This is a genomic window from Rhodococcus sp. P3_B8, assembly GCF_056402775.1.
In genome coordinates this window covers 1-24,714 of sequence record NZ_JBFUGT010000020.1, presented here as the reverse complement: position 1 = coordinate 24,714, position 24,714 = coordinate 1, and the positions used below count along the sequence as shown (strand labels likewise).

26 protein-coding genes and 1 pseudogene are annotated in these 24,714 nt (G+C 67.1%); 16 read left to right on the top strand and 11 right to left on the bottom strand.

Annotated features, from left to right (window positions below):
• Positions 1–49 precede the first annotated feature (49 nt).
• Both AC1D1G_RS10720 and AC1D1G_RS10715 read right to left on the bottom strand, forming a co-directional pair.
• Entirely contained in the window at positions 50–1,036 is a 987-nt protein-coding gene (locus AC1D1G_RS10720; RefSeq protein WP_477952024.1) for an aldo/keto reductase, read from the bottom strand.
• A gap of 2 nt (positions 1,037–1,038) precedes the next feature.
• A complete protein-coding gene (locus AC1D1G_RS10715) occupies positions 1,039–1,929 on the bottom strand; it encodes a helix-turn-helix transcriptional regulator (protein ID WP_477952023.1) in 891 nt (296 codons plus the stop codon).
• A gap of 132 nt (positions 1,930–2,061) precedes the next feature.
• Between AC1D1G_RS10715 and AC1D1G_RS10710 the strand changes: the two genes are divergently transcribed.
• The 9 genes from AC1D1G_RS10710 (at position 2,062) to AC1D1G_RS10670 (ending at position 7,210) form a co-directional block, all read left to right on the top strand.
• Positions 2,062–2,397: a carboxymuconolactone decarboxylase family protein gene (locus AC1D1G_RS10710; protein ID WP_477952022.1), complete on the top strand. Its 336-nt coding sequence runs from the start codon at positions 2,062–2,064 to the stop codon at positions 2,395–2,397.
• A gap of 1 nt (position 2,398) precedes the next feature.
• Complete coding sequence (locus AC1D1G_RS10705) at positions 2,399–2,782, top strand: DUF2255 family protein (protein WP_477952021.1); 384 nt, start codon at positions 2,399–2,401, stop codon at positions 2,780–2,782.
• A 29-nt stretch (positions 2,783–2,811) separates the two neighbouring features.
• Positions 2,812–3,510 carry an NADPH-dependent F420 reductase gene (locus tag AC1D1G_RS10700; RefSeq protein WP_477952019.1) on the top strand — a complete coding sequence of 233 codons (699 nt, stop codon included), beginning with the start codon at positions 2,812–2,814 and terminating at the stop codon, positions 3,508–3,510.
• A 63-nt stretch (positions 3,511–3,573) separates the two neighbouring features.
• On the top strand, positions 3,574–4,344 hold the full coding sequence (locus AC1D1G_RS10695; protein ID WP_477952018.1) for a glucose 1-dehydrogenase: 771 nt from the start codon (positions 3,574–3,576) through the stop codon (positions 4,342–4,344).
• Between the two features lie 39 nt (positions 4,345–4,383).
• On the top strand, positions 4,384–4,752 hold the full coding sequence (locus tag AC1D1G_RS10690) for a DUF2255 family protein (protein ID WP_477952017.1): 369 nt from the start codon (positions 4,384–4,386) through the stop codon (positions 4,750–4,752).
• A gap of 45 nt (positions 4,753–4,797) precedes the next feature.
• The gene (locus AC1D1G_RS10685; protein WP_477952015.1) at positions 4,798–5,601 is read left to right on the top strand and encodes a shikimate dehydrogenase family protein; all 804 of its coding nucleotides are present in this window, start codon (positions 4,798–4,800) and stop codon (positions 5,599–5,601) included.
• The gene (locus AC1D1G_RS10680) at positions 5,594–6,058 is read left to right on the top strand and encodes a GlcG/HbpS family heme-binding protein (protein WP_477952014.1); all 465 of its coding nucleotides are present in this window, start codon (positions 5,594–5,596) and stop codon (positions 6,056–6,058) included. The genes AC1D1G_RS10685 and AC1D1G_RS10680 overlap by 8 nt, the downstream gene beginning before the upstream one ends.
• Positions 6,059–6,139: 81 nt before the next feature.
• Positions 6,140–6,472: a virulence activator alpha C-terminal domain-containing protein gene (locus AC1D1G_RS10675; RefSeq protein WP_477952117.1), complete on the top strand. Its 333-nt coding sequence runs from the start codon at positions 6,140–6,142 to the stop codon at positions 6,470–6,472.
• 207 nt (positions 6,473–6,679) lie between these two features.
• Complete coding sequence (locus tag AC1D1G_RS10670) at positions 6,680–7,210, top strand: hypothetical protein (RefSeq protein WP_477952013.1); 531 nt, start codon at positions 6,680–6,682, stop codon at positions 7,208–7,210.
• Positions 7,211–7,904: 694 nt separating this feature from the next.
• Here the strand turns inward: AC1D1G_RS10670 and AC1D1G_RS10665 are convergent.
• Positions 7,905–9,077, bottom strand: a complete 1,173-nt coding sequence (locus AC1D1G_RS10665; RefSeq protein ID WP_477952011.1) for a cation:proton antiporter — start codon at positions 9,075–9,077, stop codon at positions 7,905–7,907.
• 9 nt (positions 9,078–9,086) lie between these two features.
• Positions 9,087–9,473 (bottom strand): hypothetical protein, encoded by a 387-nt coding sequence (locus AC1D1G_RS10660; protein WP_477952010.1) that lies wholly within the window; start codon positions 9,471–9,473, stop codon positions 9,087–9,089.
• 983 nt (positions 9,474–10,456) lie between these two features.
• On the opposite strand from AC1D1G_RS10660, the gene AC1D1G_RS10655 reads away from it, so the two are divergent.
• Both AC1D1G_RS10655 and AC1D1G_RS10650 read left to right on the top strand, forming a co-directional pair.
• Positions 10,457–10,936, top strand: a complete 480-nt coding sequence (locus AC1D1G_RS10655) for a barstar family protein (RefSeq protein ID WP_477952008.1) — start codon at positions 10,457–10,459, stop codon at positions 10,934–10,936.
• The gene (locus AC1D1G_RS10650) at positions 10,915–11,241 is read left to right on the top strand and encodes a hypothetical protein (protein WP_477952006.1); all 327 of its coding nucleotides are present in this window, start codon (positions 10,915–10,917) and stop codon (positions 11,239–11,241) included. The genes AC1D1G_RS10655 and AC1D1G_RS10650 overlap by 22 nt, the downstream gene beginning before the upstream one ends.
• Before the next feature lie 940 nt (positions 11,242–12,181).
• Here AC1D1G_RS10650 and AC1D1G_RS10645 read toward each other — a convergent pair.
• The 3 genes and pseudogenes from AC1D1G_RS10645 to AC1D1G_RS10635 form a co-directional block, all read right to left on the bottom strand.
• The gene (locus tag AC1D1G_RS10645; RefSeq protein ID WP_477952004.1) at positions 12,182–13,195 is read right to left on the bottom strand and encodes a YihY/virulence factor BrkB family protein; all 1,014 of its coding nucleotides are present in this window, start codon (positions 13,193–13,195) and stop codon (positions 12,182–12,184) included.
• 342 nt (positions 13,196–13,537) lie between these two features.
• Positions 13,538–14,166, bottom strand: a pseudogene (locus AC1D1G_RS10640) (TetR/AcrR family transcriptional regulator); the annotation flags it as partial.
• Positions 14,167–14,404: 238 nt separating this feature from the next.
• Complete coding sequence (locus AC1D1G_RS10635; protein WP_477952116.1) at positions 14,405–16,216, bottom strand: APC family permease; 1,812 nt, start codon at positions 16,214–16,216, stop codon at positions 14,405–14,407.
• 390 nt (positions 16,217–16,606) lie between these two features.
• On the opposite strand from AC1D1G_RS10635, the gene AC1D1G_RS10630 reads away from it, so the two are divergent.
• Entirely contained in the window at positions 16,607–17,593 is a 987-nt protein-coding gene (locus AC1D1G_RS10630; RefSeq protein WP_477952003.1) for a potassium channel family protein, read from the top strand.
• 110 nt (positions 17,594–17,703) lie between these two features.
• Here the strand turns inward: AC1D1G_RS10630 and AC1D1G_RS10625 are convergent, their stop codons facing one another.
• Entirely contained in the window at positions 17,704–18,075 is a 372-nt protein-coding gene (locus AC1D1G_RS10625) for an AI-2E family transporter (RefSeq protein WP_477952002.1), read from the bottom strand.
• Between the two features lie 346 nt (positions 18,076–18,421).
• Positions 18,422–18,577 (bottom strand): hypothetical protein, encoded by a 156-nt coding sequence (locus AC1D1G_RS10620; RefSeq protein WP_477952001.1) that lies wholly within the window; start codon positions 18,575–18,577, stop codon positions 18,422–18,424.
• Between the two features lie 281 nt (positions 18,578–18,858).
• On the opposite strand from AC1D1G_RS10620, the gene AC1D1G_RS10615 reads away from it, so the two are divergent.
• A complete protein-coding gene (locus AC1D1G_RS10615; RefSeq protein WP_477952000.1) occupies positions 18,859–19,038 on the top strand; it encodes a hypothetical protein in 180 nt (59 codons plus the stop codon).
• Between the two features lie 878 nt (positions 19,039–19,916).
• Here AC1D1G_RS10615 and AC1D1G_RS10610 read toward each other — a convergent pair.
• Both AC1D1G_RS10610 and AC1D1G_RS10605 read right to left on the bottom strand, forming a co-directional pair.
• A complete protein-coding gene (locus tag AC1D1G_RS10610; RefSeq protein WP_477951999.1) occupies positions 19,917–20,582 on the bottom strand; it encodes a DUF8020 domain-containing protein in 666 nt (221 codons plus the stop codon).
• Between the two features lie 469 nt (positions 20,583–21,051).
• A complete protein-coding gene (locus AC1D1G_RS10605) occupies positions 21,052–22,305 on the bottom strand; it encodes a COG4705 family protein (protein WP_477951998.1) in 1,254 nt (417 codons plus the stop codon).
• A gap of 310 nt (positions 22,306–22,615) precedes the next feature.
• Here AC1D1G_RS10605 and AC1D1G_RS10600 point away from each other — a divergent pair, with 310 nt between their 5' ends.
• The 3 genes from AC1D1G_RS10600 to AC1D1G_RS10590 are packed head-to-tail and all read left to right on the top strand — an operon-like array spanning position 22,616 to position 24,563.
• A complete protein-coding gene (locus tag AC1D1G_RS10600; RefSeq protein ID WP_477951997.1) occupies positions 22,616–23,179 on the top strand; it encodes a hypothetical protein in 564 nt (187 codons plus the stop codon).
• Positions 23,176–23,850, top strand: coding sequence for an ABC transporter ATP-binding protein (locus tag AC1D1G_RS10595; protein ID WP_477951995.1), 675 nt, complete (start codon positions 23,176–23,178; stop codon positions 23,848–23,850). The genes AC1D1G_RS10600 and AC1D1G_RS10595 overlap by 4 nt, the downstream gene beginning before the upstream one ends.
• Positions 23,850–24,563 carry an ABC transporter ATP-binding protein gene (locus AC1D1G_RS10590; protein ID WP_477951994.1) on the top strand — a complete coding sequence of 238 codons (714 nt, stop codon included), beginning with the start codon at positions 23,850–23,852 and terminating at the stop codon, positions 24,561–24,563. Before AC1D1G_RS10595 ends, AC1D1G_RS10590 begins: the two co-directional genes overlap by 1 nt.
• Positions 24,564–24,714: the final 151 nt, after the last annotated feature.

Here is a 24,714-nt window from a genome sequence, read left to right as displayed (position 1 = left end):
GCGCAGGCCGTCGTGGTCCCCGCAACGGGCCCGCCCGCGCCGCGGCTGATCAACGGTTGACGTAGCCCATGTGCTGGGCGTTGTACCGGTCGCCGTGGACGCCGACGCTCCGGACGATTGCGTCCAGGTCGGCGCGCTCGTCCGCCGACAGGGCGACCTGTGTGGCGGCGGCGTTCTCCTGGATGCGGGCGGTGCGGCGGGTGCCGGGGATCGGCACGATCCACGGCTGCTGCGCGAGCAGCCAGGCCAGCGCGATCTGGCCGGGCGTCGCGCCCTTAGTCGCAGCGAGCTCTTTCACGTGCTCGACCAGGGCCTGGTTGGCCGCGAGGTTCGCCGCCTCGAAGCGCGGGACCCGGTGGCGGATGTCGCCTTCGGTGAAGCTCGTGGTGGTGTCGACGGTGCCGGTGAGGAATCCCTTGCCGAGCGGGCTGAACGGCACGAAGCCGATGCCCAGCTCCGCCAGCGTCGGCAGTACCTCGGCCTCGGGGTCGCGGGTCCACAGCGAGTACTCGCTCTGCACCGCGGTGACCGGGTGGACGGCGTGCGCGGCGCGGATGGTGGCGGCCGAAGCCTCGGAGAGGCCAAAGTGTTTCACCTTGCCCTCGGCGATCAGCTCGCCCACTGTGCCGGCGACGTCCTCGATTGGCACGTCGGGGTCGACGCGGTGCTGGTAGAACAGGTCGATCGCGTCGGTGCGCAGCCGCTTCAGGGATGCCTCGGCGACCCGGCGGATCTGCTCGGGTCGGCTGTTCAGGCCGACGCTCTGGCCATCCTGGATGTCCCAGCCGAACTTGGTCGCGATGACCACCTGGTCGCGGATCGGCTCGAGAGCCTCGCCGACGAGCTCCTCGTTGACGTACGGCCCGTACACCTCGGCTGTGTCGAAGAAGGTGACGCCCGCGTCGAGGGTAGAGCGGAGTACGGCGATCATGTCGGCGCGGTCGCCGGGGTTGGGTCCGTAGCTCTGGGACATGCCCATCGCGCCGAGCCCGATGGCGGAGACTTCGAGGCCCTGTCCGAGTGTCCTGGTGTGCATGTTTAGTTCTCCTTGATGGTCGAGTGCCCGTCGCGGGGCGCTGCTGCAGGCGACGTGGCTGCGAGGCTCGCGAGCAGCTTCAGCCGCTCCTCGCTGGGCGAGCCGGGCTCGGCGGTGTAGATGAGGAACGACAGGCCCGGCTCGGCGGTCAGCTCCATCCCCTCGTAGGTCAGGGTGAGGTTGCCGACCTCGTGGTGGTAGAACTCCTTGGTGCCCGACCCGTGGCGGCGCACGTTGTGCGCTCCCCACCGGGTGCGGAACTCATCCGACCGCGTGGACAGCTCGCCGATCAGGTCGTGCAGCTGCTTGTCGCGGGGGTCGCGCCCCGCCTCGGTGCGCAGGATCGACACTGTGATGTCGGCGGCGGCCTCCCACGCGGGGTAGAACGACTTGGCGCGCTCGTCGAGGAAGCAGAACCGCGCCAGGTTGCCCCGACCGGGACCGTCGAAGACCTCGTCGTAGAAGGCCCGGCCCAGCGGGTTGGTCGCCAGGATGTCCATCCTTCCGTTGCGTACGAACGCGGGCCCGTAGGCGATGACGTCCAGCGCCCGGGTCAGGCTCTCCCGCGCGACCCACGTCTTCGGACGGCGCTTGCGCACCGGCTGGGCCGCGCCGTTCGCGACCCGGGCGAGGTCGAAGAGGTGCTCGCGCTCGGCCTCGTCCAGCTGCAGGGCCCGCGCGACGGCCTCCAGCACCGAGTCGGAGACGCCGACGAGGTTGCCCCGCTCGATCTTGGCGTAGTACTCCGGGCTCACGTCGGCCAGCATCGCGACCTCGCTGCGCCGCAGCCCCGCCACCCGCCGGTGCCCGGAGACCGTCAGGCCCGCCTGCTCGGGGCCGATGTTCGCGCGGCGGGACATGAGGAACTCCCGCGCCTCGTTCCTGTTGTCCATGCATTCAACGCTAAGTCGGCCAGCGCCGCGGAGGGAGTCTCCGCTGGTACACCCCTCACTGGAGACTCCCTCGCAGAGCGCATCCGCGCTGTCATAGGAGCATCCGACACCGACGAACGAGAGGAAACGATCATGGCTGACAACGAAAGCACCGGCTGGACCGGCGGGAAGAACGCCTTCGGCGACTTCGCCCCCGGGATGGTCCACTACACCGACGAAGTCCTCTTCGACGAGGTCTGGGAGCGCGAGAGCCTGTCCAAGCGCGACCGCAGCCTGGTCACCGTCGCCGCGCTGACCGCGCTCGGCAAGACCGACCAGCTCCAGTTCCACCTCGGCTTCGCCCGGCAGAACGGCGTCACCGACGACGAGCTCAAGGAGGCCCTGCTGCACCTGGCCTTCTACGCCGGCTGGCCCAACGGCATGGCAGCGACCACCGTCCTGAAGAGCATCGTCGAGAAAGACGACTGACGTGACCTCCTGGCCGAGCGGGAGCATCGAGCAGATCGCAGCCACCGACGACCTGCACATCGCCCCTTACCACGCCGACGGGAAGACCACGGGAACCCCCACCTGGATCTGGTCGGTCGTCGTCGACTCACGCCTGTTCGTCCGCGCCTGGAACGGCGTGAACGGACGCTGGTACCGCTCCGCGGTCGCCCAGCGTGCCGGGAAGATCACCGCCGCCGGACAGGAGCACCAGGTCGAGTTCGCCCCGATCGACGATCCCGACCTGAACGACCGCATCGACCAGGCCTACCGGCAAAGGTACGCCGGCAGCCCCTATCTGCCGCCGATGGTCGCCGCCGGCCCGCGGGCCGCCACCGTCGAGATCACCCCACGCGACGCGCGCTGAGACCGCACCGCCTGAAGGAGAGCACCCAGATGAAGATCACCGTCCTAGGCACCGGCCTGGTCGGCCGGCTCCTCGCCGCCAAGCTGGACGACCTCGGCCACGACGTCGTGATCGGCATCCGCGACCCGCAGGCAACGCTCGCCCGCGACGAGTGGACGAAGACCGGCAACGTCGACACCCCGCCCTACGCGCACTGGCAGGCCAAGCACCCCGACGTGAAACTGCTTCGGTTCCCTGAGTGCGGCGCGCATGGCGAACTCGTCCTCAACGCCACCGGCGGCGCAGCCTCCCTGGAAGCGCTCGCGCGGGTCGGCGCGCAGAACCTCGCCGGGAAGGTGCTGCTGGACCTGGCCTTGCCGCTGGACTTCACCGACGGCTTCCCGCCCACGCTGACCGTGGCGAACACCGACAGCCTCGGCGAGCAGATCCAGCGCGCCCACCACGACGCCAAGGTCGTCAAATCCCTGACCAGCGTGTTCTGCCAGGTCATGGTCGACCCGTCCCGCATCCCCGGCCAGCACAGCATCTTCGTCGCCGGCGACGACCCTGACGCCAAGCAGACCGTGCGAGGCCTGCTGGAGAGCTTCGGCTGGCCCGCCGGGAAGATCATCGACCTCGGCGGCATCACCGCCGCCCGCGCCGTCGAAATGTACTCCCGGCTCTACTTCACCCTCGTCGGCGCACTGGGCACCTTCGAGCTCAACATCGACGTCGTCCGCGCCCGCTGAGCCACGCCGCCGGGGCGTGAGAGCAGTGAGAACGACCGACAAACACGACAGATTGGCATTGCAATGACGAACCCCACCTATGACTTCAACGGCCAGGTCGCCCTGGTCACTGGCGCGGCCCCCGGTATGGGCCTGGCAGCCGCCCGCCTCTTCGCCGACAGCGGAGCCGCCGTGGTCCTCGCCGACATCGACCAGGATGCTGCTGAGCAGGCCGCTCAGTCGCTGGTCGCCGCCGGCCACAAGGCGATCGGCGTCGCGTGCGACGTCTCGGACGAGGCGCAGGCCGCCGCGATGGTCGAGAAGGCGGTGGAGACGTTCGGCCGCCTCGACATGGCCTTCAACAACGCCGGCATCCAGGTCCCGCCGTCCGACGCCGCCGACGAGGCGGCCGAGGACTTCGACCGCGTCAACGCGGTGAACCTGCGCGGCGTCTGGGCCGCTCAGAAGCACGAGCTGCGCCAGATGCGCGCCCAGGGCTCCGGCGCGATCGTCAACTGCTCCTCCCTGGGCGGCCTCGTCGGCCTGCCCGAGCGCGCCGCTTACCACGCCTCCAAGCACGGCGTCATCGGCCTGACCAGGTCCGCCGCGGTCGAGTACGCGCCGAAGGGCATCCGCATCAACGCGATCTGCCCCGGCACGATCGACACCCCGATGGTCTCGGACATGCTCGAGACCCAGGCCGACGCGATGGCCGAGATCCTCAAGGAGCAGCCCATCGGACGCCTCGGCGAGGCCGACGAAGTCGCTGCCGCCGCAGTATGGCTCTGCAGCCCCGGAGCGAGCTTCGTCGTCGGCGTCGCCCTGCCCGTCGACGGCGGCTTCACCGCGCACTGACGAGAGGAGAAACCCACGATGAGCACCTGAATCGACGCCGTGCTGCGATCGTTCGCGCCCGCCGACGACCTTCACATCTCCCCGTTCCGCGAGGACGGCGTCACCCACGGCACGCCCACCTTCATCTGGTCGGTCGTCGTCGACGGCGACCTCTACGTGCGCCCCTACACCGGTGAGCGCTCGCGCTGGTACCGGGCAGCCATGTCGCAGGGCGGCGGATGCATCCGCATCAACGGCGCGGAGCACGAGGTCGCCTTCGCCCCGGCCGATCCGACCGTGCTCGACGCCGTCGACGAGGCCGACCGAGAGAAGTACAGCGGCAGCCCCTACGTCGCGCCCACGATCGCCGACGGGCCGCGCACCACCACACTCCGCGTCACGCCTCGGCGCGGGCCCCCCGACGAATGACTCCACTCCGCTCAACGCGCGAGCCCCAACGAAAGCGAGACGACGATGGCCCCTCCACCGACCGGAGCGTCCCGGCTGTACCCGATCATCGGAGACCCCATCAAGTACGTCGAGTCCCCGACCTGGCTCACGAACACCTTCGCCGAGCGCGGCCACGACGCGCTCTGCGTGCCGATGCAGGTGCCCGAGGGCGCTCTCGACCGGGTGATGGCGGGGCTGTCGGCGACGCCGAACGTCGACGGCGTCCTCGTCACCATGCCGCACAAGCGCACCGTGTTCGGCTACTGCGCCACCAGCTCCGATCAGGCCCGGCTGCTGGGTGTGGTCAGCGTCATCCGCCGCAGCCCCGACGGCTCCTGGCACGGCGACATGCTCGACGGCCTCGCCTTCGTCAAGGCCCAGCAGGACCACGGCGCGACCATCGAGGGCAGCCGCGCGCTGCTCGTCGGTGCCGGCGGAGCGGGCAGCGCCATCGAGATCGCCCTGCTCGAGGCTGGACTCGAGGAGCTCGTCGTCCACGACACCGACGAGGCCCGTGTCAAAGAGCTGCTCGGCGTCCTGGAAGGCGTCGGCACAGGCGAGGCGACGGCTGGCGCTGCTGACCCGACCGGGTTCGACCTGGTATTCAACGCGACCCCGCTGGGGATGGAGGACGGCGACCCCCTGCCGGTGGATGCGTCGCGGCTGGCCTCGTCGATGTTCGTCGGCGACGTCATCTCCGGCCACGGCACCACGCCGTTCATCGCCGCCGCCCAGGCCGCCGGCTGCCGGACCGCGACCGGCGGCCACATGGTCGAGGCCGTCCAGGACCTGATGGCCGATTTCATGCTCGGGAGGACACATGAATGAAGCAACGCCCCTCCTCCGCTTCGTCCCGCGCCTCACCGACGCTGCCGCCCTGGCGCTGATCCACGCTGCGGAGAGGGCGGCGCCGGAGCAGGGCCTCCAGGTCGCGGTCGCCGTCGTCGGAGACATGGGCCAGGAGCTCGCGACCTACTGCATGGACGGGTCCGGCCCGCAGGCGGTGCAGGTGGCGAGGAAGAAGGCCTATTCGGCCGTCGCGTACCGGATGCCGACCGACGAGTTCCACGAGCAGACCCACGAGCGGTTCGGCGTCGACGGAGCCGCGATGCTCACGGCCGCCGTGGAGGGCACCATGCTGCTCGGCGGCGGCGTCCCCGTCGTCGTCGATGGAACCGTCGTCGGTGCCGTCGGAGTCAGCGGAGGGCGGGGCGAGCAGGACAGAGCGATCGCCTCGGCCGCGATCTCCGAGGTTGTGGCCGCGTTCGGGCCGCCGAAGGCCTGATCAAGCAGGTCGGCGACGAAGCCCCCCGCGGCCGCAAGACCTACCAAACCACCGACACCGGCATCGACGCTACGGGCCTGGCTGCGCGACACCGAACCGGACTACTCCATCCGCTATGACGCCCTGCTGCGCATCTTCGCCCTATGGGTGCTGCCCACCGACGAAGCGCTCGCCGACCTCGCCCGCGACCGCACCGAATACGCCCGCCACCTCGACTACATCAACACCGTCCTCGCCCGCCACGACTGGGCCGCCGACCCGTCCGCGCGAGCCCGCCGGATCACCATCGAATTCGGCCGCCGCTTCTACCAGATGCAACTCGACTGGATCGACTGGGCCACCGAACAAGTCCGCGCCGGCACCCTGCAACCCGGCGGCCCCCTCCCCGACGACACCCTCGCGCCGCCCGCTTGACGATCCTCAATCGGAGCTGCACTATGCTTCCGCCAAACCATGCGTGTTGCGACGACCGCTGGAATCCGCCCCCCGATGCCGGGGCACAACCATGCGCACAGCCGGACGAGAAGATCGAGGGATGACGGAGACGAGGCCAGGGCGGATCCCGGTGGGCGATCCATCGCGCTGCGCTTCGACTTCGAGACCAAACGCCGACTTGAAGAGATGGCCGAGAGCATCGGGCCCCGCCGCTTCGGGGCGCTGATCCGTGTCGCCTGCCGACGGCTTGTCACCCAACCCAAAGCCGTCGGCAACGGCCTCGACGAACAGCGTCGACTCTCGGAAGCATTGCGGGCGATCCCGCTGCTCATGCTCAAGATAAAGCTGGAACCGGACACCGCGCAGAAGTTCTCGGCGCTGGCCGCCGAGCACGACACCACGGTCAGCGCACTCATGCGGATCGCGCTGCACCGATTCTTCGAAACCCCCGGTCGCTACAAGCACCCGATGCTCCGCGAGGCCGATCGCACCGGACTGTCCGACTGGGTCGACGTCATGGTCAACCCTTCCAGCAAGCAGCAAATCTGGAGACTCGCCGGCCCAAGCTCAATACGTCCTTGCTTCGGGTCGCCCTCCGGCGCCTACTCGACGAACCCGGTGACCTCACCAGAGATCTTCCGCAGCGAGAAGCACAAGGCGCACCTCATGGCCCGGCACGCCCGCCGCCAGGCGCGACGCCACACCCTGCACGACTGATTAAACGGCCAGCAAGCCGCTGGCCAATTCAACGGGGCGAGTTCCGATCCCGATGTACCCGCCTCCGGCGGTTACCAGGCCACCTGCGGTGTCCTCCGAGAGGATGCTGTAGGGTCTCGCTGCCGATGACATTTTGAGACACCGCAACCGGGATGTTTGTCATTTGTCTCACGGTGTGGCCACCGCGATCTGTCTCAACCTTCTGGGCATTTCTTCAGAGGATGATCTCGCTGCCACCGACTGCCCGCGTCCGATGGTTTCGGGGCGCTGGTGCGGACGCAACGGGAAGGCGGTCCGCACCGAAAACACCTTGGGCGCGTTGTACCTGCACTCGAGCCGTCCGCACGCGTTCGGCGAGACCTCGATCAGCATCGGCGCCACCCACGCCGCGATGCGCGCTGTAGCTGCTCCCAGACCCCGTACCGCCGGGGCGGGTCGGAGGTGATCGATTGGGGTAGACCCGCGAGGTGTAATCGGTTGTCGGGCAATGATGTGCACCTCGCACTATTTCACGGGCGCCGAATTATCGGCGTTGGAGGGCGATGGTGTTGAGGAACGCTCGACTTCTCGGCGAGCCAGGGCCATGACCTGCCCGCTGCGGGGCGGCGGCGACACCACCGGCGATCGCGGTGGTGTTGTAACTGGGGCAATGGCTGCGGCAAATTCGAACGGTGGTGTTTCTCGACCGTGGTGATCACCGGCGCTCTGGTCCTTGGCCCGGTTTCGCAGCGGAGGGCGAAGCGAAACCTTGGCGTGCCGCCATTGCGGCCGCGAATGTGGTGCTGCCGATGGTGACGAGGGCACCGAGGATCAGCGCCGAGGGTTCACCGGGCTGCAGGATATGCGATTGCTCTCCGATGGTCGCCGCCGCGACCGGGACACCCAGCTGAGCCGAGGCCAATGCGGCAAGGGCCAGTGGCTGCCCGAGAAGCCGTATCGCGCAGTGAACGGTAACCGCTGCGAGTCCGAGCGAGACGCCGAGCAGGATCAGCGAAGGGTGCGCGCGGAGGTCACGCAGGTTCAGCGAGGCGCCCAGCCACACGAAGAACAGGGGACCGAGGAATCCTTCGGTGATCGAGAACAGCTGCTTGGCCAGGCGCCGCGGTTCGCCCACGCCCGCGACGGCCAGCCCGAGCGTGAAACCGGCAAGCATGATCGATACGTGGGTGTGAACGGCCAGCGCCGCGAGGGCGAACAGCACGCCGAGGTTGATCCGCAGCTCCAGCGCGAAGCGGCGGTCCTTCGATTCCTGGTGCAGACTGTGCAGCCAGCCGCGGCCCTCTGCACACTTCAGGAACGTGTAGAACAGTGCCGCCGACGCGGCCACGGCGACAGCACCTATCGCGGCGCGGGGGGCCTGGGCGGGGTTGATCACGAGTGGAAGCGCGATGATGCACGCGGTGTCTGCGACCGCGACCTGGGCCATGGTCTGCACTACCGGTGTGCCCTCGAGCCGCAACGAGTCGATCAGCGGTAGCACCAGGGCGGCCGACGACGACGCGAGGAGGACCGCGTACAGGGCCGCATGGCCGGTGCCGAATGCCCGGGCGATCCCGAACCCGGCTGCCGCCGCGAGGACCCCGACGATTACAGCCCGCGCGGTGCCCTTTGCGAGAGCCGGCCGGATGGTCGCATTGCGGACGGGTACATGGGTGCCGGCAACGAACATGATCAGCGCGAATCCGATGTCCGCGAGAAAGGTGAGGGTGGGATCTTCTGGGTGGATCAATCGGACACCCGTCGTGCCCAGAAGAATCCCTACGAGCAACTCACCGAGCATCACCGGCAGGTGCCACTCCCGACGAACCGCGAGCAAGGGACCGGCCAGGGCGGCTGCCGAGATCAGGGCGAGGATCTCGAACGACATCCGTGGACCTCAGCTCGTCGGCGGCAAGCTCGTCAGCCGGCACGGAATCTGCGTGTTCTCATCGGTGTGATAGCTCGCGCACACGCGGTGATAACCATCTGCCACTTCGAGTGCCGTGCCTGCCGCCAGAACGCCACGCACGAGCAGGATGGGTGAAAGGGGTGTGCCGTCTTCGATCTTCCGCAGGTCGGCGGCCACATGCGCGTTGTCCGGAGGCAGCAACCGCAGCCGCGAGGCGCGCAGGATGTCCTTGGCCTTGTGGAGTGTGACCGGGGCCGTCCTCAAACCCGCGACGATACGTTCGACGGTATCCCGGGAGGTGAGCAGATCCAGGTACGCGGCAGCCGCCGGGTAATCGTGTTCCTCGGGCGCCTCGCGCCACCGCACTTTCGGCATGCGGAGATTGTCCCTCACCGGGGTTCCGATCCCAGCGATTCGCGAGCGCGTGGACGACGAAACGGCGGATGAATCACATGCGAGTTGTCCGTCGCTGAGCGTGCCGCCTCATCACCCGCCCGATCCGCGGCGGCGCACCCCACAACCCGGCCATGGTCGACGCCGCCCTCGAACAATCCGGTCACCTCGCCGGCCACCACGGATCCGAACGCACCCGCAGCCCTCGCCAACATCACCACCGGCGCCGAACACACCGCCGCCGACACACCACCCGCTACATCGTCCCAATCATCCGCGGACTCAGCACCATCGGCCCTGCGACGGACACTCGCCACAACAGAGGGCGGGCGCGGATCAAGATCAACGGCCATCAGACAAACTCGATACCGAAGCAGGCCGCACCACTGCAGCCTCACCATCGATCATCAACCCCGGCGACCTGTTGACCCGACATTCGAAATGGGCGTGTCTCACAACGATGGCGGATCCGCCACCGGCCCGCCACTAACCGTGAGATTCCGCCACCGAACTCGAGACCCTACAGATGCTCCTGTAGGGGTCTTGCTGCCAGTGGCATTTCGAGACGCTGCGCTCTGCGGACTTGTTGCTTGTCTGACGGCGTGGCCACAGCAATCTGTCTCAAGACCGTGGCATTTCCTCAGTCACTACGAAGCGAGACGGGCCGTGCCGATGCACCTGGCCGCGACGGCGATCAGGACGCCCTAACACCCACACCGGGGAGTGGTTGGCGATCCCGTGAGCGGATCGCTGACCGGTCACTGAATCGATCGGTTGCAGTCAGATACGCATACGCTCGGTGGATGGCGCGCACCGTGGTGTTCGATCCGACTGAGCAGGAACTGTTCGATGACCAGCGGCAGCGGTTCGACTGGACGCTCCTGCAGTCAGGGTTCGTGTTCCGGTGCGCCACTCGGTTCCAGCTCGATAGCGCGTGCAAGCGACTCACAGACCTCGGTTAACTGGTGCACGAGTTCGATGCTCTGGGATGGACCTCCGTTGAGTGCATGCACGCCGCGTTCGCAGCATCGATGTCGTTCCCGGACTACTTCGGAAAGAATCTCGATGCGTTCGACGACGTCCTGAGTGATGTCGCGACTTTCAGCTACGGCAGCGACCCTGCGACGGCGGGAACCGTCCTTGCGATCGCGGACTTCGATGTGCTGCTGCAGATTGACCATCGCACTGGCCGGAAGATCCTTGAGATCTTCGCAAGGCAGGCGCGCTTGGCGGCTCTCTACGGGCACCTCATGCTGTGCTTGGTGGAGACAACTGCTTCGGATCTCGGGCCCGTTGGAGGCGCCGACGTTTACGCAGGCACGTATGGGACACACCTCCGGCCCCGCCGGATCCCTTCGACGAAGCCGACGTCCTCGAATTCGGATTCCAGATCAATGCCACGCAGGGCGATGCCGCCGCCTACGTGTCCGCGCTCGATCAAGTGATCGCACCCGTTCTCGGCGGGATCGGTCGGTGGCAGATCCTCGACCCCGCACTCGCATCGGAGAATGCAGTCCGCTTTCACCAAGAACATCCCAGCCCACGACAACAGCCCGGCCAGCAACTCTGGGACGTCTTCGTTGGTGTCCGCGGCGTGGGGGATGCCACGGTGCTCGGTGAAATGGTCTTTCACGCCGTCGAGCGGGCGGGCATGCTCTTCGGGCAGATGTCGCAGATCTTGTACAACAACGGCGACCAGGAAGCCGCCTTTGAGAAATATCAGCAGTTGGCCGACTTCCCGAACGGCTGAACTGCAACCGGGAACCTGGCTCGCAAGGGGATCGGTGACGGTCACCGATCCGTTTAGCGGAGCGATCTCGGGCAACTCCTTGCCATGTCACCGCGCGGCGCAACACAAGAGCGCATGCAAGGTGGTTAGGTACCGCTCCGCAGGGGTCGATCAAATGGCCCCCACCGTCTTGCCAGACGCCTACCCGATAACTCCTCAAGGGCCTTTCATCTCGGGCGCTCGGGCCGCAGGCTTGGATGATGGATGGGGACTGTCTCGCCACTGGCAAGGGTTACGGCGACGGGCCTCTCTCCACCGCGCGCGGAGCACCGCAAGGACGACTCCGTCGGTTCCGACACCTCCGGTGTCTGTATCGAGCGACGACCTCACGTCGAACTGAGACACGCCTTCGGCAGCGATTCCGGCCAGTGCCATCCATCCGAACTCTGGTGGTTCCTTCGCCACGGGCGGATCGCCGGATTGATGGAGGGTCAACCGCGCCAAGTACGAGGCTCGAAACGAGCGACCGAATCCAACGCGGGGATTGGGTACCCCGAGGATGAGGGATGCCTTCGGTGAATCGCCGGCTGGCGGGTCTGTACAGATAACGGTGTAACTGGTTGATTTCTAGCTACTTTCGTCCGGCGGACAGGCGTCCGTCGAAGGTAATCTCGAAGGCGTTCAGTGCTGCCTTCCAGCGGTTGGGCCAACGCTGGCGGGTGGCCGCCGGCGGCGATCGCGGTTTCGGCGGCGGTGATCTCGGCTCTGATGCCGACGCTGTTCAAGGTACCGCCCGGGAAGCTGATTGAAGGAGATGTGGGCCAGCACCCAAGGGGAGTCAGCCGCCAGTCCGAGGCTCGCTGATCACAGTCGAGGTGCCCGCCATGGGGGAGAAGGTCAGCGATGAGTTCGTTGGTGATGGCCTGGGTAACGCTCTGGGCGTCGGTGCTCTGTCGGGTGTTCAGGGAGGGGGTCGGTTGGGGGCGGGTTTGGTCTTGCCTGGTTCGTCGAGTGGTTGACGGTCGGCTTCGGGGGTGAATGCGACGTCGACGGTTTCCTCGGGGCGTCGTTCCTCCATCTTCGCCAGCAGCACCATCGCGGTTTTGTCCTGCGGGGTGAACGGGGGTTGGGTCATCGATCGGGGCCACAGCCGGTAGCGGAGTACAACGTTGATCTCGGCGGCGAGCAGGGTCAGCCGGGCGCCGAGATACAGCCAGGACAGCAGGCCGAGGACGATGGCGAAGAATCCGTACACATCGGTCGAGTGGCTGATGGTGTAGCGGACGAACCAGTCCCCGACGCGTTGCAGGATTTCCCAGAACACGGTGGCGAACACCGCCCCGACGGCCACGTCGCGTACTCGCACGGTCGCCGAGGTCAGGACGGTGAAGCAGACGAGGAAGACGAGGAAGTTGACCCCGGCAGCGGCGGCCGAGGCCCAGGCGTCGGAGAGGGGGCCGAACCGGGGTGCGAATCCGATCAGGGTGGTCGAGGCCAGGACCCCGATCCCGAGGAGCACCAGGATCGTCAGTCCCCGCACCCGGCGGCCGACGAACCCGGGCCAGTCCTTGAACGGCACGTTCCACACCGTGTTCATGGCATTCTGGGCGGCCTGCCCGATGCCCTGCGCTCCGTAGAGGGCGCCGAGGACACCGAGGACGAGGGCCCAGCCGTTGCCTCGCAAGGGGTGGGTGGAGCTGCGGAGTTGGGTGCCGAGGATGGGGAAGTCGGCCAGGGCGGAGTTGATCATGCGTTGTTCGAGGTCGGGGTGCCCGGCGAGGACGAACCCGAGGATCGTGGAGAACAGCAGCAGGAGGGGGAAGACGGCGAAAAGCCCGTAGAAGGCGATGATGGTGGCCTTGCCGCCGGCCTGGTCGTTGCCGAATTTCTGCACTACCGCGAACGGGACGGCGAGGATCGCGTGGCGTTGCTGGAAGCGGTCGATTCGGCGGACCGCGGTTTCCGCCCGATTCATCGGTTCGCCTTTCGGCCGGTGCTGGGTTGCCCTGCTTCCCATTGTCCGCGTCACATCGGCGACCTGCCCCTGGTCAGGTCGTCTATGGTCAACGCTCGGCTCAGTTCCGTCCGGTGGACACATCCTGGTCGCGGGTTTCCCCGCCGTTTGGCGGCGGTGGCCGGCCGAAGGTTCGACGAGCCAGCGAGCAGTTCCGCCATGGAGCTGGCCCGACCGGGCTCATGGTTGTGGAGGACCGGGAGGATGCGGTGATATCCGCCGGTGCCGCACCAGATCTGGGACCTGACCATCAACGACGGAGGGACCAGGACGGACCGCCTGTGTTGCATCGGTGGGGGATGCGATCGCGTTAACGGTGATCATTGCGGTGAGGTCGTCGAGGCCGGTGATCAGGGCATCGGTATCCCGGTCGACCAGCCACCGCAACACCAGCCCATCCAACCCGGCCAGGGCGGAGCGGGCGACGACGGCGACGGGGATGCGCCAGGTGGTGTCGGTCCGCTCCGCGCACCGCCGGAGGAACGCGACTGCTTCGGTGTCCATGGTGCGGTATTGGCGGTCGGCGATCTGCCCGCCCGCGCTGTCTCCGGTGTCGCGGCGGCGGAGCGCCGTGGTGGTGATCTCGTAGGTGAGTAGTTGCCGTCCGGCGGGGGATTCGAGAATCGGTATCAGGGCCCCGATCCGGTCTGCAGTACCCGCCGCAGCCCGGCCACGCCGTGGCGGTGAGGGGCGCCGGCGATCTGTCCGAACGCCAGCCGCAAACCGTCGCTGATCTGTCCGATCAGGGCATCGGCCATCGCCGTGATGAGCTCGTCCTTGTCGGCGAACCGGTAGTGCAGCAACCCGAGGGACACTCCGGCGGCCCCGGCAACCCGGCGCAGAGACACGTCCCCGATTCCGCGGTCCTCGGCGACGGCGAGGGCCGCCTCGAGCAATTGGGTGCGGCGGACGTCTGCGGAAAGCCGGGGCATCGCCCGATCCTAAATGCCCGCGCGCCGGGTGGGACCTCGTCCGAGGACGGTGGTGCGTCACCGCACGTACCCAAGCAAAAATTTGGCGGATTCCAGCGGTCGTCGCAACACGCATGGTCTTGTCAGCAGCAGCCTGGGCCAGTGACAGAGAGCGCCCCGCGAGGACCCTGGAGGTCCCTGTTCGTCCGGGCCGGGGTGCGAAAGGTTGATGCGCCCGGCTCTCCCGGTTTACAGAACCTCAACCGACATGCACGTGCGGTCGCTGCTGCCGATTCGGCTCTGCTCGCCGGAGTACTTCTCGGGCTACCGGGGCGACTTCCCCTTCGCCGATGAACAGGAACCGGAGCAGGTTGACGAGCGGGTTGCCTTCGGTCCATTCGAAGTACACATCCGGGTTGACGCCGGTGATGTCCCGGATTCGCAGCAGGACGGCGGCAATGGTGTTGGGGATCGCGGGACTGTCGACCCATAGAATCCGGTATTTGTCGCGTTGGCGGCCGTGGACGACGAGGTCGGTGCTGAAGTCGGAGGAGTCGGTGACGTTCACTTCGAGGAAGAGGATGGAGTCGGATTCGGGGATATGGCTTTCGGCCCGTTGCTGGGTTTCCTTGTCGCGGTATTCGTCCTCGTCGAGGCGGTCGGTGTCGTGCGCGACGATGTCGACGGTGCCGGTGGCGGCGGCCTCGGTGAGGAATCGGAGGGCGGTTTCGTCGAACTCGACGGAGGTGGCCCGCAGCTCGAAGGACCGGGAGATCCGGGAAAGCAAGGAGACGACGATGATCGCGGCGATGAAGAATCCCGCCACTTTCACCCCGTCGGGGCGTTCGACGATGTTGGCGACGGTGGTGTAGGCGAACACGGCGGCGATAGCGCTGTAGGCGATCACCCGGCGATGCTGACCGCGGCGGCGAGCGGACAGGGTGACGGCGACGGTGGCCGAGGTGATCAGCACCAGGACACCGGTGGCGTAGGCGGCACTCTGGGAATCGACGTCGGCGTCGAAGTACACGGTGACGGTCACCGCGATCACGGTGAAGACCAGCACCAGCGGGCGGACCGCCCGCGCCCAGGCCGGCGCCATCCCGTACCGGGGAAGGTAGCGCGGAACGAGATTGAGCAACCCCGCCATCGCCGAGGCGCCGGCGAACCACAGAATCAAGATCGTGCTCACGTCATAGACGGTGCCGAAGGCCTCGCCGAGGTACAGGTGGGCCAGGTAGGCCAGGGCGCGGCTGTTGGCCTGCCCGCCGGGTTGGAACTCGTCCTCCGGAATCAGGATGGTGGTGACCACGCTCGAGGTGAGCAGGAACCCGCTCATGACCAACGCGGCCGTGGTCAGCAGTGTGCGGGCGCCGCGGATACGGCCTTCCGGATCGGTGTCCGTGTCACCGCGTTCGCCCTGGATCTGGGGCATCACGGCGACCCCGGTCTCGAAGCCGGACAGGCCGAGGGCGAGTTTGGGGAAGACGATCAACGCGAGCAGGATCATCATCGCCGGGTTGCCGTGTTCGGTGGTCATCGCCGAGGTCCAGTCGGTGATCAGCGACGGGGCGGTGAGCACGTGCCAGAGTCCGGTGGCAATGACCACCAGGTTGAGTGCCAGGTACACGGCGACCAGGGCGACGGCGATGCCGATGGCCTCGGTGAACCCGCGCAGGAACACCGCGGACAGCAGCGCCAACAGCACCAGCGTCACGGCGACCGCGTGCTCAGAGAAGTAGTGCGGGGTGAAGGGGTTCTCGATCAGATGCGCGCTGGCATCGGCGGCGGACAGGGTCATCGTGATCAGGAAATCGGTGGCGGCGAACCCGAGCAGTACCAGCACGAAAAGTTTGCCGCCCCATTGGGGGAGGAGTTTCTCGAGCATCGCGATGGACCCTTCCCCGCGGGGGCTTTCGCGGGCCACCCGCCGGTAGACCGGCAGGGCGCCAAGCAGGGTGAGCGCGACGAGCACGACGGTCGCCAGCGGGGCCAGGGTTCCGGCCGCCAGAGCGGCGATCCCGGGCTGGTAGCCGAGCGTCGAAAAATAGTCGACACCGGTCAGGCACATCACCTTCCACCAGGGATGTTTGTGCTCTTGTTTCGACGCCGTCCGGTGCGGACCCTGATGCCCGGCCGGTTCCTCGGTGACGTCCGCGAGCAACCAGGCCCGTGCCCGCCGCTTCACCGACGATGCCGATGACCTCTCTGCCACGTCCGCACCCGTCCTCCGACCCGCCCGACCACAACCACTGAGCACCGGCGGTGCTGCGGACAAAGCGTGCCACGCCGCTACCCGCACAGCGCGACGGAGGCCGCCCATGTCCGCATTGCCCGGATCGGCAGGGGCGCAGAATGTTCCACACGCAATACGCCCATACCGGACATCCCGGTCGCCGGGAGGTGAAGCGATGCCCCAAATGCCCTCACCCCGGCTGGTCCGAGGAGAAGAATCAGGGAGGTGAGCCCTCTGGGTCGGATCGGTCGAGCGCTATTGGCGTTCGTGCTGGTGGTCGTCGTCGGTACGGCCGGCTACCTCATCCTCGGCTTCGGGGCCGAGGACGCGCTCTATCAGACCGTCACCACGATCACGACCGTCGGATTCCGCGAGGTACACCCGCTCACCGGCGTCGGACAGTTATTCACCATGATTCTCATCCTGGCGGGGGTCGGCACCGCGCTCTACATGTTCGGCGTCCTCCTCGAGGCGCTCATCGAAGGCCACCTGCGCCAGCACATGGAAAGACGGCGAATGGACCGACGTATCAGCCGGATGACCGGCCACATCATCATCTGCGGATGGGGAAGAGTGGGCACGGCGAGCGCGCAGTATCTCGACACGCTCGGCCGTGAGATCGTGGTCGTCGACCGCGATCCCGAGCGACTGCGAGATCTCGAGCACCCCACCGTGATCGGCGACGTCACCGACGACCACATCCTGGAAGCTGCCGGCATCGCGCATGCGCACGCGTTGATTTCCGCGCTCGACACCGACGCCGACAACGTCTACGTCACCCTCTCGTCCCGGGCGCTGCGCCCCGACCTGATCATCATCGCCCGCGCCCGCAACGAGGGGTCGATGTCCAAACTGATGCGCGCCGGCGCCAACCGGGTGGTCAACCCGCAGCTGATCGGCGGCCGCAGAATGGGATCGTTTGCACTGCAACCCCACGTGGCCGAATTCTTCGACGTGGTGATGCACGACGACAGCCTGGACTACCGCATGGAGGAGATCACCGTCGACCCGACTTCACCCTGGGTGGGGCACGCCCTCGCGCAGATGCGACTCCAGGAGACGAGCGGCGCGTTGTTTCTCGCAATACGCGCTGTCTCCGGTCAGTTCATCGCCAATCCGGCCCCCAGTATCTACCTGGAAGCCGGAACGATCCTCATCGCGCTCGGCACACCCGACGAACTCGATGCCGCCCGCCGCCACGTCAACCCCTGACGGCCGCGACCGAAGAGCCCCAAGTAACCCGGGCTCGAACCAATTCCGGACGCTCTGCTGCAGACGTTGTCAATGCCGCCGAACAGATGCCAGGCATCACTGAACCCACCTCAGGACGAGTCCAGCCAGTAGGTCGGCCGCGTCACTGCAGCAGTGACTACGGGCTCAGGTGCTGTCGAGGCGGGGGAAGACGGTTTCCTCGACGAGCAGGTGGATGGCGGCAGCGATCGGGATGGCGACGAGGGCAGGTAGTCCGGTGCTCGGTCGATCAATTGTTCGGTTTGGGTTACCAGTGGGGGGATCGCGACCGCGAAGAAGCCCACCGCGAACGCGAGCGCGACGGTGAAGACGACGGCCACCGCCAGCCAGCGGGGCAGGTTGCGGTCAACCAGCCAGGAGGTGATGGGGTCGAGTCCCAGGGCGAGGAAGAGTGCCAACCCGATCAGGATGAGGATCGACTGTGCGGTGATGAGCAGGTGCACGAGACCGTAGGTCAGGGCGACCCCCGCGGCGCCGGTGGCGCCGATGAAGAAGGGGGAGTGCCGGTTGAACCGGGCCCCGGGGCGGCCGAGGGGTTGGTGGGGGGTGCTGATCGTGCGGCGAAGGCTTCGGCGTCGGGCACCGGATCGGTGTCGCCGCCGGAGGGTTCTAGATGTGTAGAGGTCTGGGGTCGGTGGTCGGCATCGTCGGGGGAGCCGAGCCCGGGCAGCGTGGGCATAACTCCTCATCCTTGACCACGAAGTGGGCACCTGCGAGCGTCGCCACGGCCGGCCGGCCGGCCTGCCGGCGGGTGCTGATCGAGCACCGGAGGGGCTGGTCGCGGCGAGGTCAGGTGCGGGTGTTGCGTTTGAGCCAGCCAAACCCGGCGGTCACGCCGAACAGCACAATCCCGATCACCGCGAGCCACAGAAATCCCTTGACCGCCAGCCCGAGGACGACACACACCAACCACACCACCAGAAGGAAGCCGATGAGAGCGAGCATCCGTTCATCATCGCACCCCTGGGCAGGCGCCGCACCGGGGCATTCCGCGATGCCTAATGCCCGGGGTGCGGCGGCGGTGGAGTTCGACGACCGCTCCATTGTGGGTGCTGCAGTCCGGTGCATCGGCAGCGTACCGCGTCGAGTTCGTCGATGTGCCGGGAGTTATGAGGATCGCAAACGGTGTTTCGCATCAGAATGCCGACGCTCGTCCTGCACGCTCACATAGGCGGACAATGAATCTTGACACAATCGCGAGGCTTCACTCTTGCAAAGGAACACCGATGACTGACACCGCCGTCGCTGTAGCAGCCCTCCAAGTGACCGAGTACTGGGTGGTTGAAGTGGACCGACACGACGGAGCGTGTCGCACATTCGGACCGTTCACCGCCGACGAGGCCTGGGCCAGAATGGAACACCGGACCGCGCCCACCAGGTTCGCCGCCGTAGTAGGGAAACGATGAGCATCAAGGACAGCGACGACGATCTCCTTCGCATCCCGGACGGCCCGGATAGGGGACCACGCGTTCGGGGCGGGGTGGGGCAATGAAAGTGACGCTGTGTCGCGTGGTCCTGGTCGTCGCGGCAGCGCTGGCAATGTTGCTCGCATATGTGGTAATTGCGATGTCCTGGGCCGCATACCGACGTTGAAATCGTCCTTCTCGTCGGCCCGACAATTCGAACGTCTGGGCGGGGTCACTGTCGGGCTGCGGGAAGCGGCGGCCGCGCCGGCGGTAGACGTTTTGAGCGTGACTCGGGGTCGTGGGACAAGCGCCTGGCGCGTGTCGGTGCGGGTTATCCGTCACGATGGGGATCGTCGCCTGACACGGATGCCGTACACCCGCAATCGTCCGGATGCAACGCTGAGAAGACGCTGCAGATGGGGACATGCAATACCCCACCCGCCGCAACCAGAACCGTAATCCAATCTGTGGACCTGAGACCGGTCGGTTCGGTTCTTCCGTGCCCGGTACCGAGCGGCGAAGGTGGCTGCTTTTGCAAGAACGAGCGGTAGCCAGACGCGACAGTCTGTATCGATCGGCGCGGCTGAGGTCCATGGCTGCTACGGCGAGATTGAACATTGTGGAGGTTCTCTCTGCGCACGTTCCGGGCCCCTGTTCGAGGTCGGCGATCCGGGCTGTGTCGTGATCGTGGGCGGCGTGTGCGCAGAGATGGCCGGCGATGCTCGAGAGGCGCAGGTCTGTGACCGGTCCTGCCGTGCTTCGAGGCCGTTCGGGTCATGCGTTCACCCCCGGTAGAGCTGCATCGCCGGTCCCGGAGTGGGGACCGGCGATGCTTCGGGAATAGAATTTTCGCGTATCCGGGAACCCGCTTGTGCTGACTACTTCTTGGCGGCTGGCGGCTGGTTCAGCAAGGTCATGAATGGCTGTGCGTTCGCTCCCAGCGCGCCGAGACCGCCGATTGCGGTGCCGGCGAGCGATGCTCCCGCGCCGACGAGCAACGCCCCACCGATGCATCCCGCCACCGGTCCCGCTCCGAAGAGCAGCGCAGCGGGTGCGGAAACGATACCGCCGGCGATCGCGCCGAGGAGGCAACCGCCGACCAAACCGCTCGCGGCGCCGAGGAATCCGCCGACCGCCGCGGTGAGGGTGATGTTGTCCTTGACGTTTGCGACAGCGGCAGGCAGGTCGACCTGCTGGAGCGGGAGGCTGACCGGGGTAGCGGCGGCCGGGCTGGTGTCGGTGGTGAGGGTTGCGGTGTGTCCGTCGATCTGAGCGGCGACCGGATGGCTGACGCCGTCGACGGCGATCGCCAACGGCACCGAATCGACGAGGGCTCCTGCGGCGTCACGTACTACGAGGTGATTGTTCTCGTTGCTCAGCGAACCGGCTGCGGTATCGACGATGACCTGGTTCCCGTTGCTGGTGACGTTCCATCCGACACCGGGGGCGGGGGCGGGGGCGGGATCGGCGTAGGCGGTGCCGGCCGCGATGCCCATCGACGCGATGGTCATGGCTGCGGCAGCCATCAACTTGGTCATCTTCATGCGTGATTGTTCCTTTTGCTGGGAGGGCGGCGCCGACTGCGGCCGCTTCGAGGATGCACGAGAACCATAGGGATGCAACAAGTCTGCTCTCTAACCGGAAATGAACGGAATCTGAACAGTGCCTGTCGCGTCCGGGGATGCTCCCTGTTTCTCCCGCGAAGAATGGGACAAATGGGTTATGTTGCGTGGTTTTGTGTGCGGTCGTCGATGTACTCGGGATGGTCGGGCGTCGCGATGCGTCGGACGGTATCTGGGCGACTCCGGTGGTGTCAGTTCGCCGACAATCCCACCCAAGGGCAGGGTGAGTTCCGGGCCTCGCCCAAGATCGTGGTGGTGAATCGAATGGGATGAGTGTGGCAACCGTTCCCTGTGAGGATGCTGAGACCGGCACCGACTATTCACGCGGACGTCGGGGATGGCTTTTCTGTTGTCTGGTGGCGGGGACCATGCCATGGCCGCATCGGCGGTCTCAGTGAAGTTCGGTCAATAGTGCTGTGAGAGTCTGTGTCTCGGTCGCGGTGTCGGGTGTGCTCGCCCGCACTGCTTTGAGGACGTTGTCGATCCGGCCGTCGAGGACGGTCCAGGCGGTTTCGTCCAGGGGGCGTAGGGTCGCCTCGTCGTCGTCCCACGCGGTCTCGAGGTCTTTGATCCGGGCGGTCGCGTCGGTCTGGTCACCCGCCTGCACTGTCGTGAGTGTGTCCTCGGCGATGGTGCGGAACTTCGCGACCTCAGTCGGCGGGAAATGTGCTGTCACCTGCCCCGGGGTGAGTGTCTCGGTGACGGGGTCGGTGCCGGTTTCCTCCTCGCTCGCCGTGGTTGCGTGCGGCTGCCCGGCGGCCCAGATGAGCAGGGCGCCGGTGGCGACGGCAACGGCGGCGTAGTACCCGAGCATGAGCCGCTCGCGGGCCGGAGTGGTGGTGACGGTCGGGGCGAAAGTCCGTTCGTGCTCTTCGATGACGTCGCTGCGGGTGAGGGTGAGGTAGATGACGGTGGCGAGGATCGCGAGGAGGAAGATCGCGCTGGTCAGGGCGGTACCCCAACCGAGTCCGTGATCGGTCGAGGGGGACGCGAGCCAGTCGCCGAGGTTCGCACCCAGCGGGCGAGTCAGGATGTACGCCAGCCAGAATGACAGGACCGGATTTGCGCCGAGTCGCCAGCCGATCGCGATCAAGGCGATCAGGCCTGCCGGTAGGAGTACCGAGATGCCGGGTCCCCAGCCGGTGAGCTCGAGTATCCAGTCACCGATTGCTGTGCCCAGGGCGAAGGTGACCAGTACTGCGAGCCAATAGAACACCTCTCGCGGGGTCGTGACGATGCTGTGGATCGACAGTGTCCGCTCGCGGGCGAACCACACGCTGAACACGACGGCCAGGACCGCCGCGAAGGCGCTGGTGCTCACCGCGAGCGGGACGCCCAGGTCATCGGTGAGGATGTCGGTGTAGAGCGTGCCGGTCACGCTGAGCACGACGACCGTCAGCCAGTAGACGAACGGCACGTACCGGTTCAGCCGCAGTTGCCATCCCAGCACCGCGACAAGGATCACCGTGAAGATGAGCGCGGTGGTGTTCAGGCCGAGACCCAAGGTCATGTTGATCCAGTCGGCGAAGCTCTCACCCACGGTCGTGCACAGGATCTTGATGATCCAGAACCACACGGTGATCTCGGGGACCTTGCTCAGCATCACGCGCCGGGTTTTGCTGGCAGAGCTCGTCGTCTCGGTCACAACCCTGACCGTAGGGGGATCTTGCTGAAGGCACGCTGAGAGGCGGTGACGTCGACAGGACGAAAGGGGACGAGCACGGTAATGCCGTCGTGCTGTCGGCGTACGTTGACCTGCCTGACACGTCGCGCCTGGCGGGTCTCACTGCTGCCACTGGGTGGGTAGTGGACGTAGGTGGGTGGTCCGGTGCGCTGGGGAGGTCGATACGGCCGGGGCGATGGTTCTCAGCGTGTCCACAGCATCATCCGCGCACCCTGATGGGTAGATGTGCCGCCGATGGGAGGCATCGATGATCAGTGCACGAGATAGTTGGGTGGCTACGCTGTCGGTGGTTGCCGCCCTGGGGGTTGTCACGGCGGCCTTGGTGACCGGCTGCTCGGGTGCGGGCCCGACCACGCCCGCCCCGGATGTGGCCGCGCCGGGCGATATTCCGGACGATCAGGCCTTTGTCGAGGTGACCCCGTTTCCCGGGTTCGCGGTCAAGGTGCCCGAGGGGTGGGCGATGACGACGGCGGGACCGGCGGTGACGTTCACCGACAAATTGAACGCGATTACCGTCGATTCAGAGTTTGCGGCGACGGCTCCGTCCGAGACCGCGGTGCGACAGGACGTCGATCAACAGTTCGCTTCTGCGGACGGATATGTGTCGGGCACCGTGACGTCGGTGACCCGGCCGGCCGGCACTGCGGTGGAGGCGACCTACCGGATCGCCGGGCCGACCAATCCCGTCTCGGGGAAGTCCGTCACGGACGAGGTGGAGCGGTACGAGTTTTTCCGCGACGGCCAGCTGGTGACCGTGACGTTGTCGGGTCCGGTCGGGGCGGACAACGTCGATCCGTGGCGCACGGTCACCGATTCCGTCCGGTGGACCTCGTGACCGCCGACCCCCGAGCTGCGGTGATCAGCGCCGTGGAGCTCTACCGGTTCTACCGCGCCGCCGGCGAGGAGACGCTGGCGTTGCGCGGAGTGTCGCTGGGGGTTAGCGGGGGTGAGATGGTCGCCGTCGCGGGCCCTTCGGGATCTGGCAAGTCCACGCTGCTGGCGTGTCTGGCGGGCCTGGCCGAGCCCGACGGCGGCATGGTGCGCGTGCACGGCGAAGCGCTCAGCCATCGACCCGAGACCGTCCGCGCCCGACTCCGCGCCGATCACATCGGGGTGCTGTTTCAGCAGGACAACCTGTTCGAACACCTGACCGTAGCCCAGAACGTGCACCTGGTACGTCGACTGGTTGCTCCTGTCCGCCGGGTGCCGGTGCCTGATCTGCTGTCGCGGCTCGGGCTCGCAGCGGCGGCCGATTCGTATCCGTCCTCGCTGTCCGGTGGCGAGTCGGCCCGCGCCGGGCTGGCCGTCGCCCTGGCGAACGATCCCGCGGTGGTCCTCGCCGACGAACCGACCGGGGAGCTCGATCCCGATTCCGAACATGCGGTGCTCGAACTCCTGCGGGCGTGGTGCCGACGCGGGGCAGCGGTGCTGGTCGCCAGTCACAGCCCGGCGGTGCGGGCGAGGGCGGACCGGGTGATCGAACTCGTCGACGGCCGGGTGCTGTGATGAGCACCCGGCCGGGCAGTGCCGCGGCCGGGCCGTTGCTGCGGTGCCGGGATCTGAGCAGGGTCTTCGGGTCCGGGCGCACCGCGCGGGTGGCGGTCGACTCGGTGAGCGCCGACATCGACCGCGGTGCCCGCATCGCCCTGACCGGCCCGTCCGGCTCGGGGAAATCGTCCCTGATCCACCTGTTCGCGGCCCTCGACGCCCCCAGCGCGGGGCACATTTCCTGGCCGGGGCTGGGCGCCGATCCCCGCCGCGACCGCACCCGCATCGGGGTGGTCTTTCAGGCCCCGAGCCTGATTCCGGCCCTCGACGTCACTGAAAACGTGGCGCTCCCTCAAGTTTTGGCCGGCTGCTCGGACACCGCGGCCCGGGCGCGGGCGAGGACCGCCCTGGCTCGGCTGGGGCTCGAACCGCTGGCCGGGCGGCTTCCGGAGGAACTGTCCGGTGGGCAAGCACACCGGGTTGCGCTCGCCCGCGTGTTGGCCGGCACCGCGCAGCTCGTGCTGGCGGACGAGCTAACCGGGCAACTCGACCACCGCACCGGCGCCGAGGTCCTCGACGTGCTGTTCGAGACCGTCGACATGCTCGGCGCCGCCCTGGTCGTGAGCACCCACGACGACACGGTCGCCGGGCGCTGCCCGGTCCGGTGGTCGATGCGCGGCGGCCGCCTGCAGATCCGGTCACCGACCACCCCGGCCCCTCCCACGCCATGAACCATCCCGGGTCTCATGCACACACTGTCATTTGTGTGCGACCGGTTGATCGGCACGGTGTTCAGCGTAGTACTTGGCTTCGTACTCGGCCGGTGGGATCCGCCCGAGACGATGCATGAGCCGGCCGGTGTTGTACCAGTGCACCCACGCC

Coding starts and splice junctions, on each gene's coding strand:
- AC1D1G_RS10615 (WP_477952000.1), top strand. CDS start 18,859: ATGACTGACACCGCCGTCGCTGTAGCAGCCCTCCAAGTGACCGAGTAC.
- AC1D1G_RS10635 (WP_477952116.1), bottom strand. CDS start 16,216: ATGTGCCTGACCGGTGTCGACTATTTTTCGACGCTCGGCTACCAGCCC.
- AC1D1G_RS10695 (WP_477952018.1), top strand. CDS start 3,574: ATGACGAACCCCACCTATGACTTCAACGGCCAGGTCGCCCTGGTCACT.
- AC1D1G_RS10680 (WP_477952014.1), top strand. CDS start 5,594: ATGAATGAAGCAACGCCCCTCCTCCGCTTCGTCCCGCGCCTCACCGAC.
- AC1D1G_RS10715 (WP_477952023.1), bottom strand. CDS start 1,929: ATGGACAACAGGAACGAGGCGCGGGAGTTCCTCATGTCCCGCCGCGCG.
- AC1D1G_RS10590 (WP_477951994.1), top strand. CDS start 23,850: ATGAGCACCCGGCCGGGCAGTGCCGCGGCCGGGCCGTTGCTGCGGTGC.
- AC1D1G_RS10685 (WP_477952015.1), top strand. CDS start 4,798: ATGGCCCCTCCACCGACCGGAGCGTCCCGGCTGTACCCGATCATCGGA.
- AC1D1G_RS10665 (WP_477952011.1), bottom strand. CDS start 9,077: ATGTCGTTCGAGATCCTCGCCCTGATCTCGGCAGCCGCCCTGGCCGGT.
- AC1D1G_RS10660 (WP_477952010.1), bottom strand. CDS start 9,473: ATGCCGAAAGTGCGGTGGCGCGAGGCGCCCGAGGAACACGATTACCCG.
- AC1D1G_RS10710 (WP_477952022.1), top strand. CDS start 2,062: ATGGCTGACAACGAAAGCACCGGCTGGACCGGCGGGAAGAACGCCTTC.
- AC1D1G_RS10620 (WP_477952001.1), bottom strand. CDS start 18,577: ATGCTCGCTCTCATCGGCTTCCTTCTGGTGGTGTGGTTGGTGTGTGTC.
- AC1D1G_RS10720 (WP_477952024.1), bottom strand. CDS start 1,036: ATGCACACCAGGACACTCGGACAGGGCCTCGAAGTCTCCGCCATCGGG.
- AC1D1G_RS10700 (WP_477952019.1), top strand. CDS start 2,812: ATGAAGATCACCGTCCTAGGCACCGGCCTGGTCGGCCGGCTCCTCGCC.
- AC1D1G_RS10610 (WP_477951999.1), bottom strand. CDS start 20,582: ATGAAGATGACCAAGTTGATGGCTGCCGCAGCCATGACCATCGCGTCG.
- AC1D1G_RS10670 (WP_477952013.1), top strand. CDS start 6,680: ATGGCCGAGAGCATCGGGCCCCGCCGCTTCGGGGCGCTGATCCGTGTC.
- AC1D1G_RS10645 (WP_477952004.1), bottom strand. CDS start 13,195: ATGAATCGGGCGGAAACCGCGGTCCGCCGAATCGACCGCTTCCAGCAA.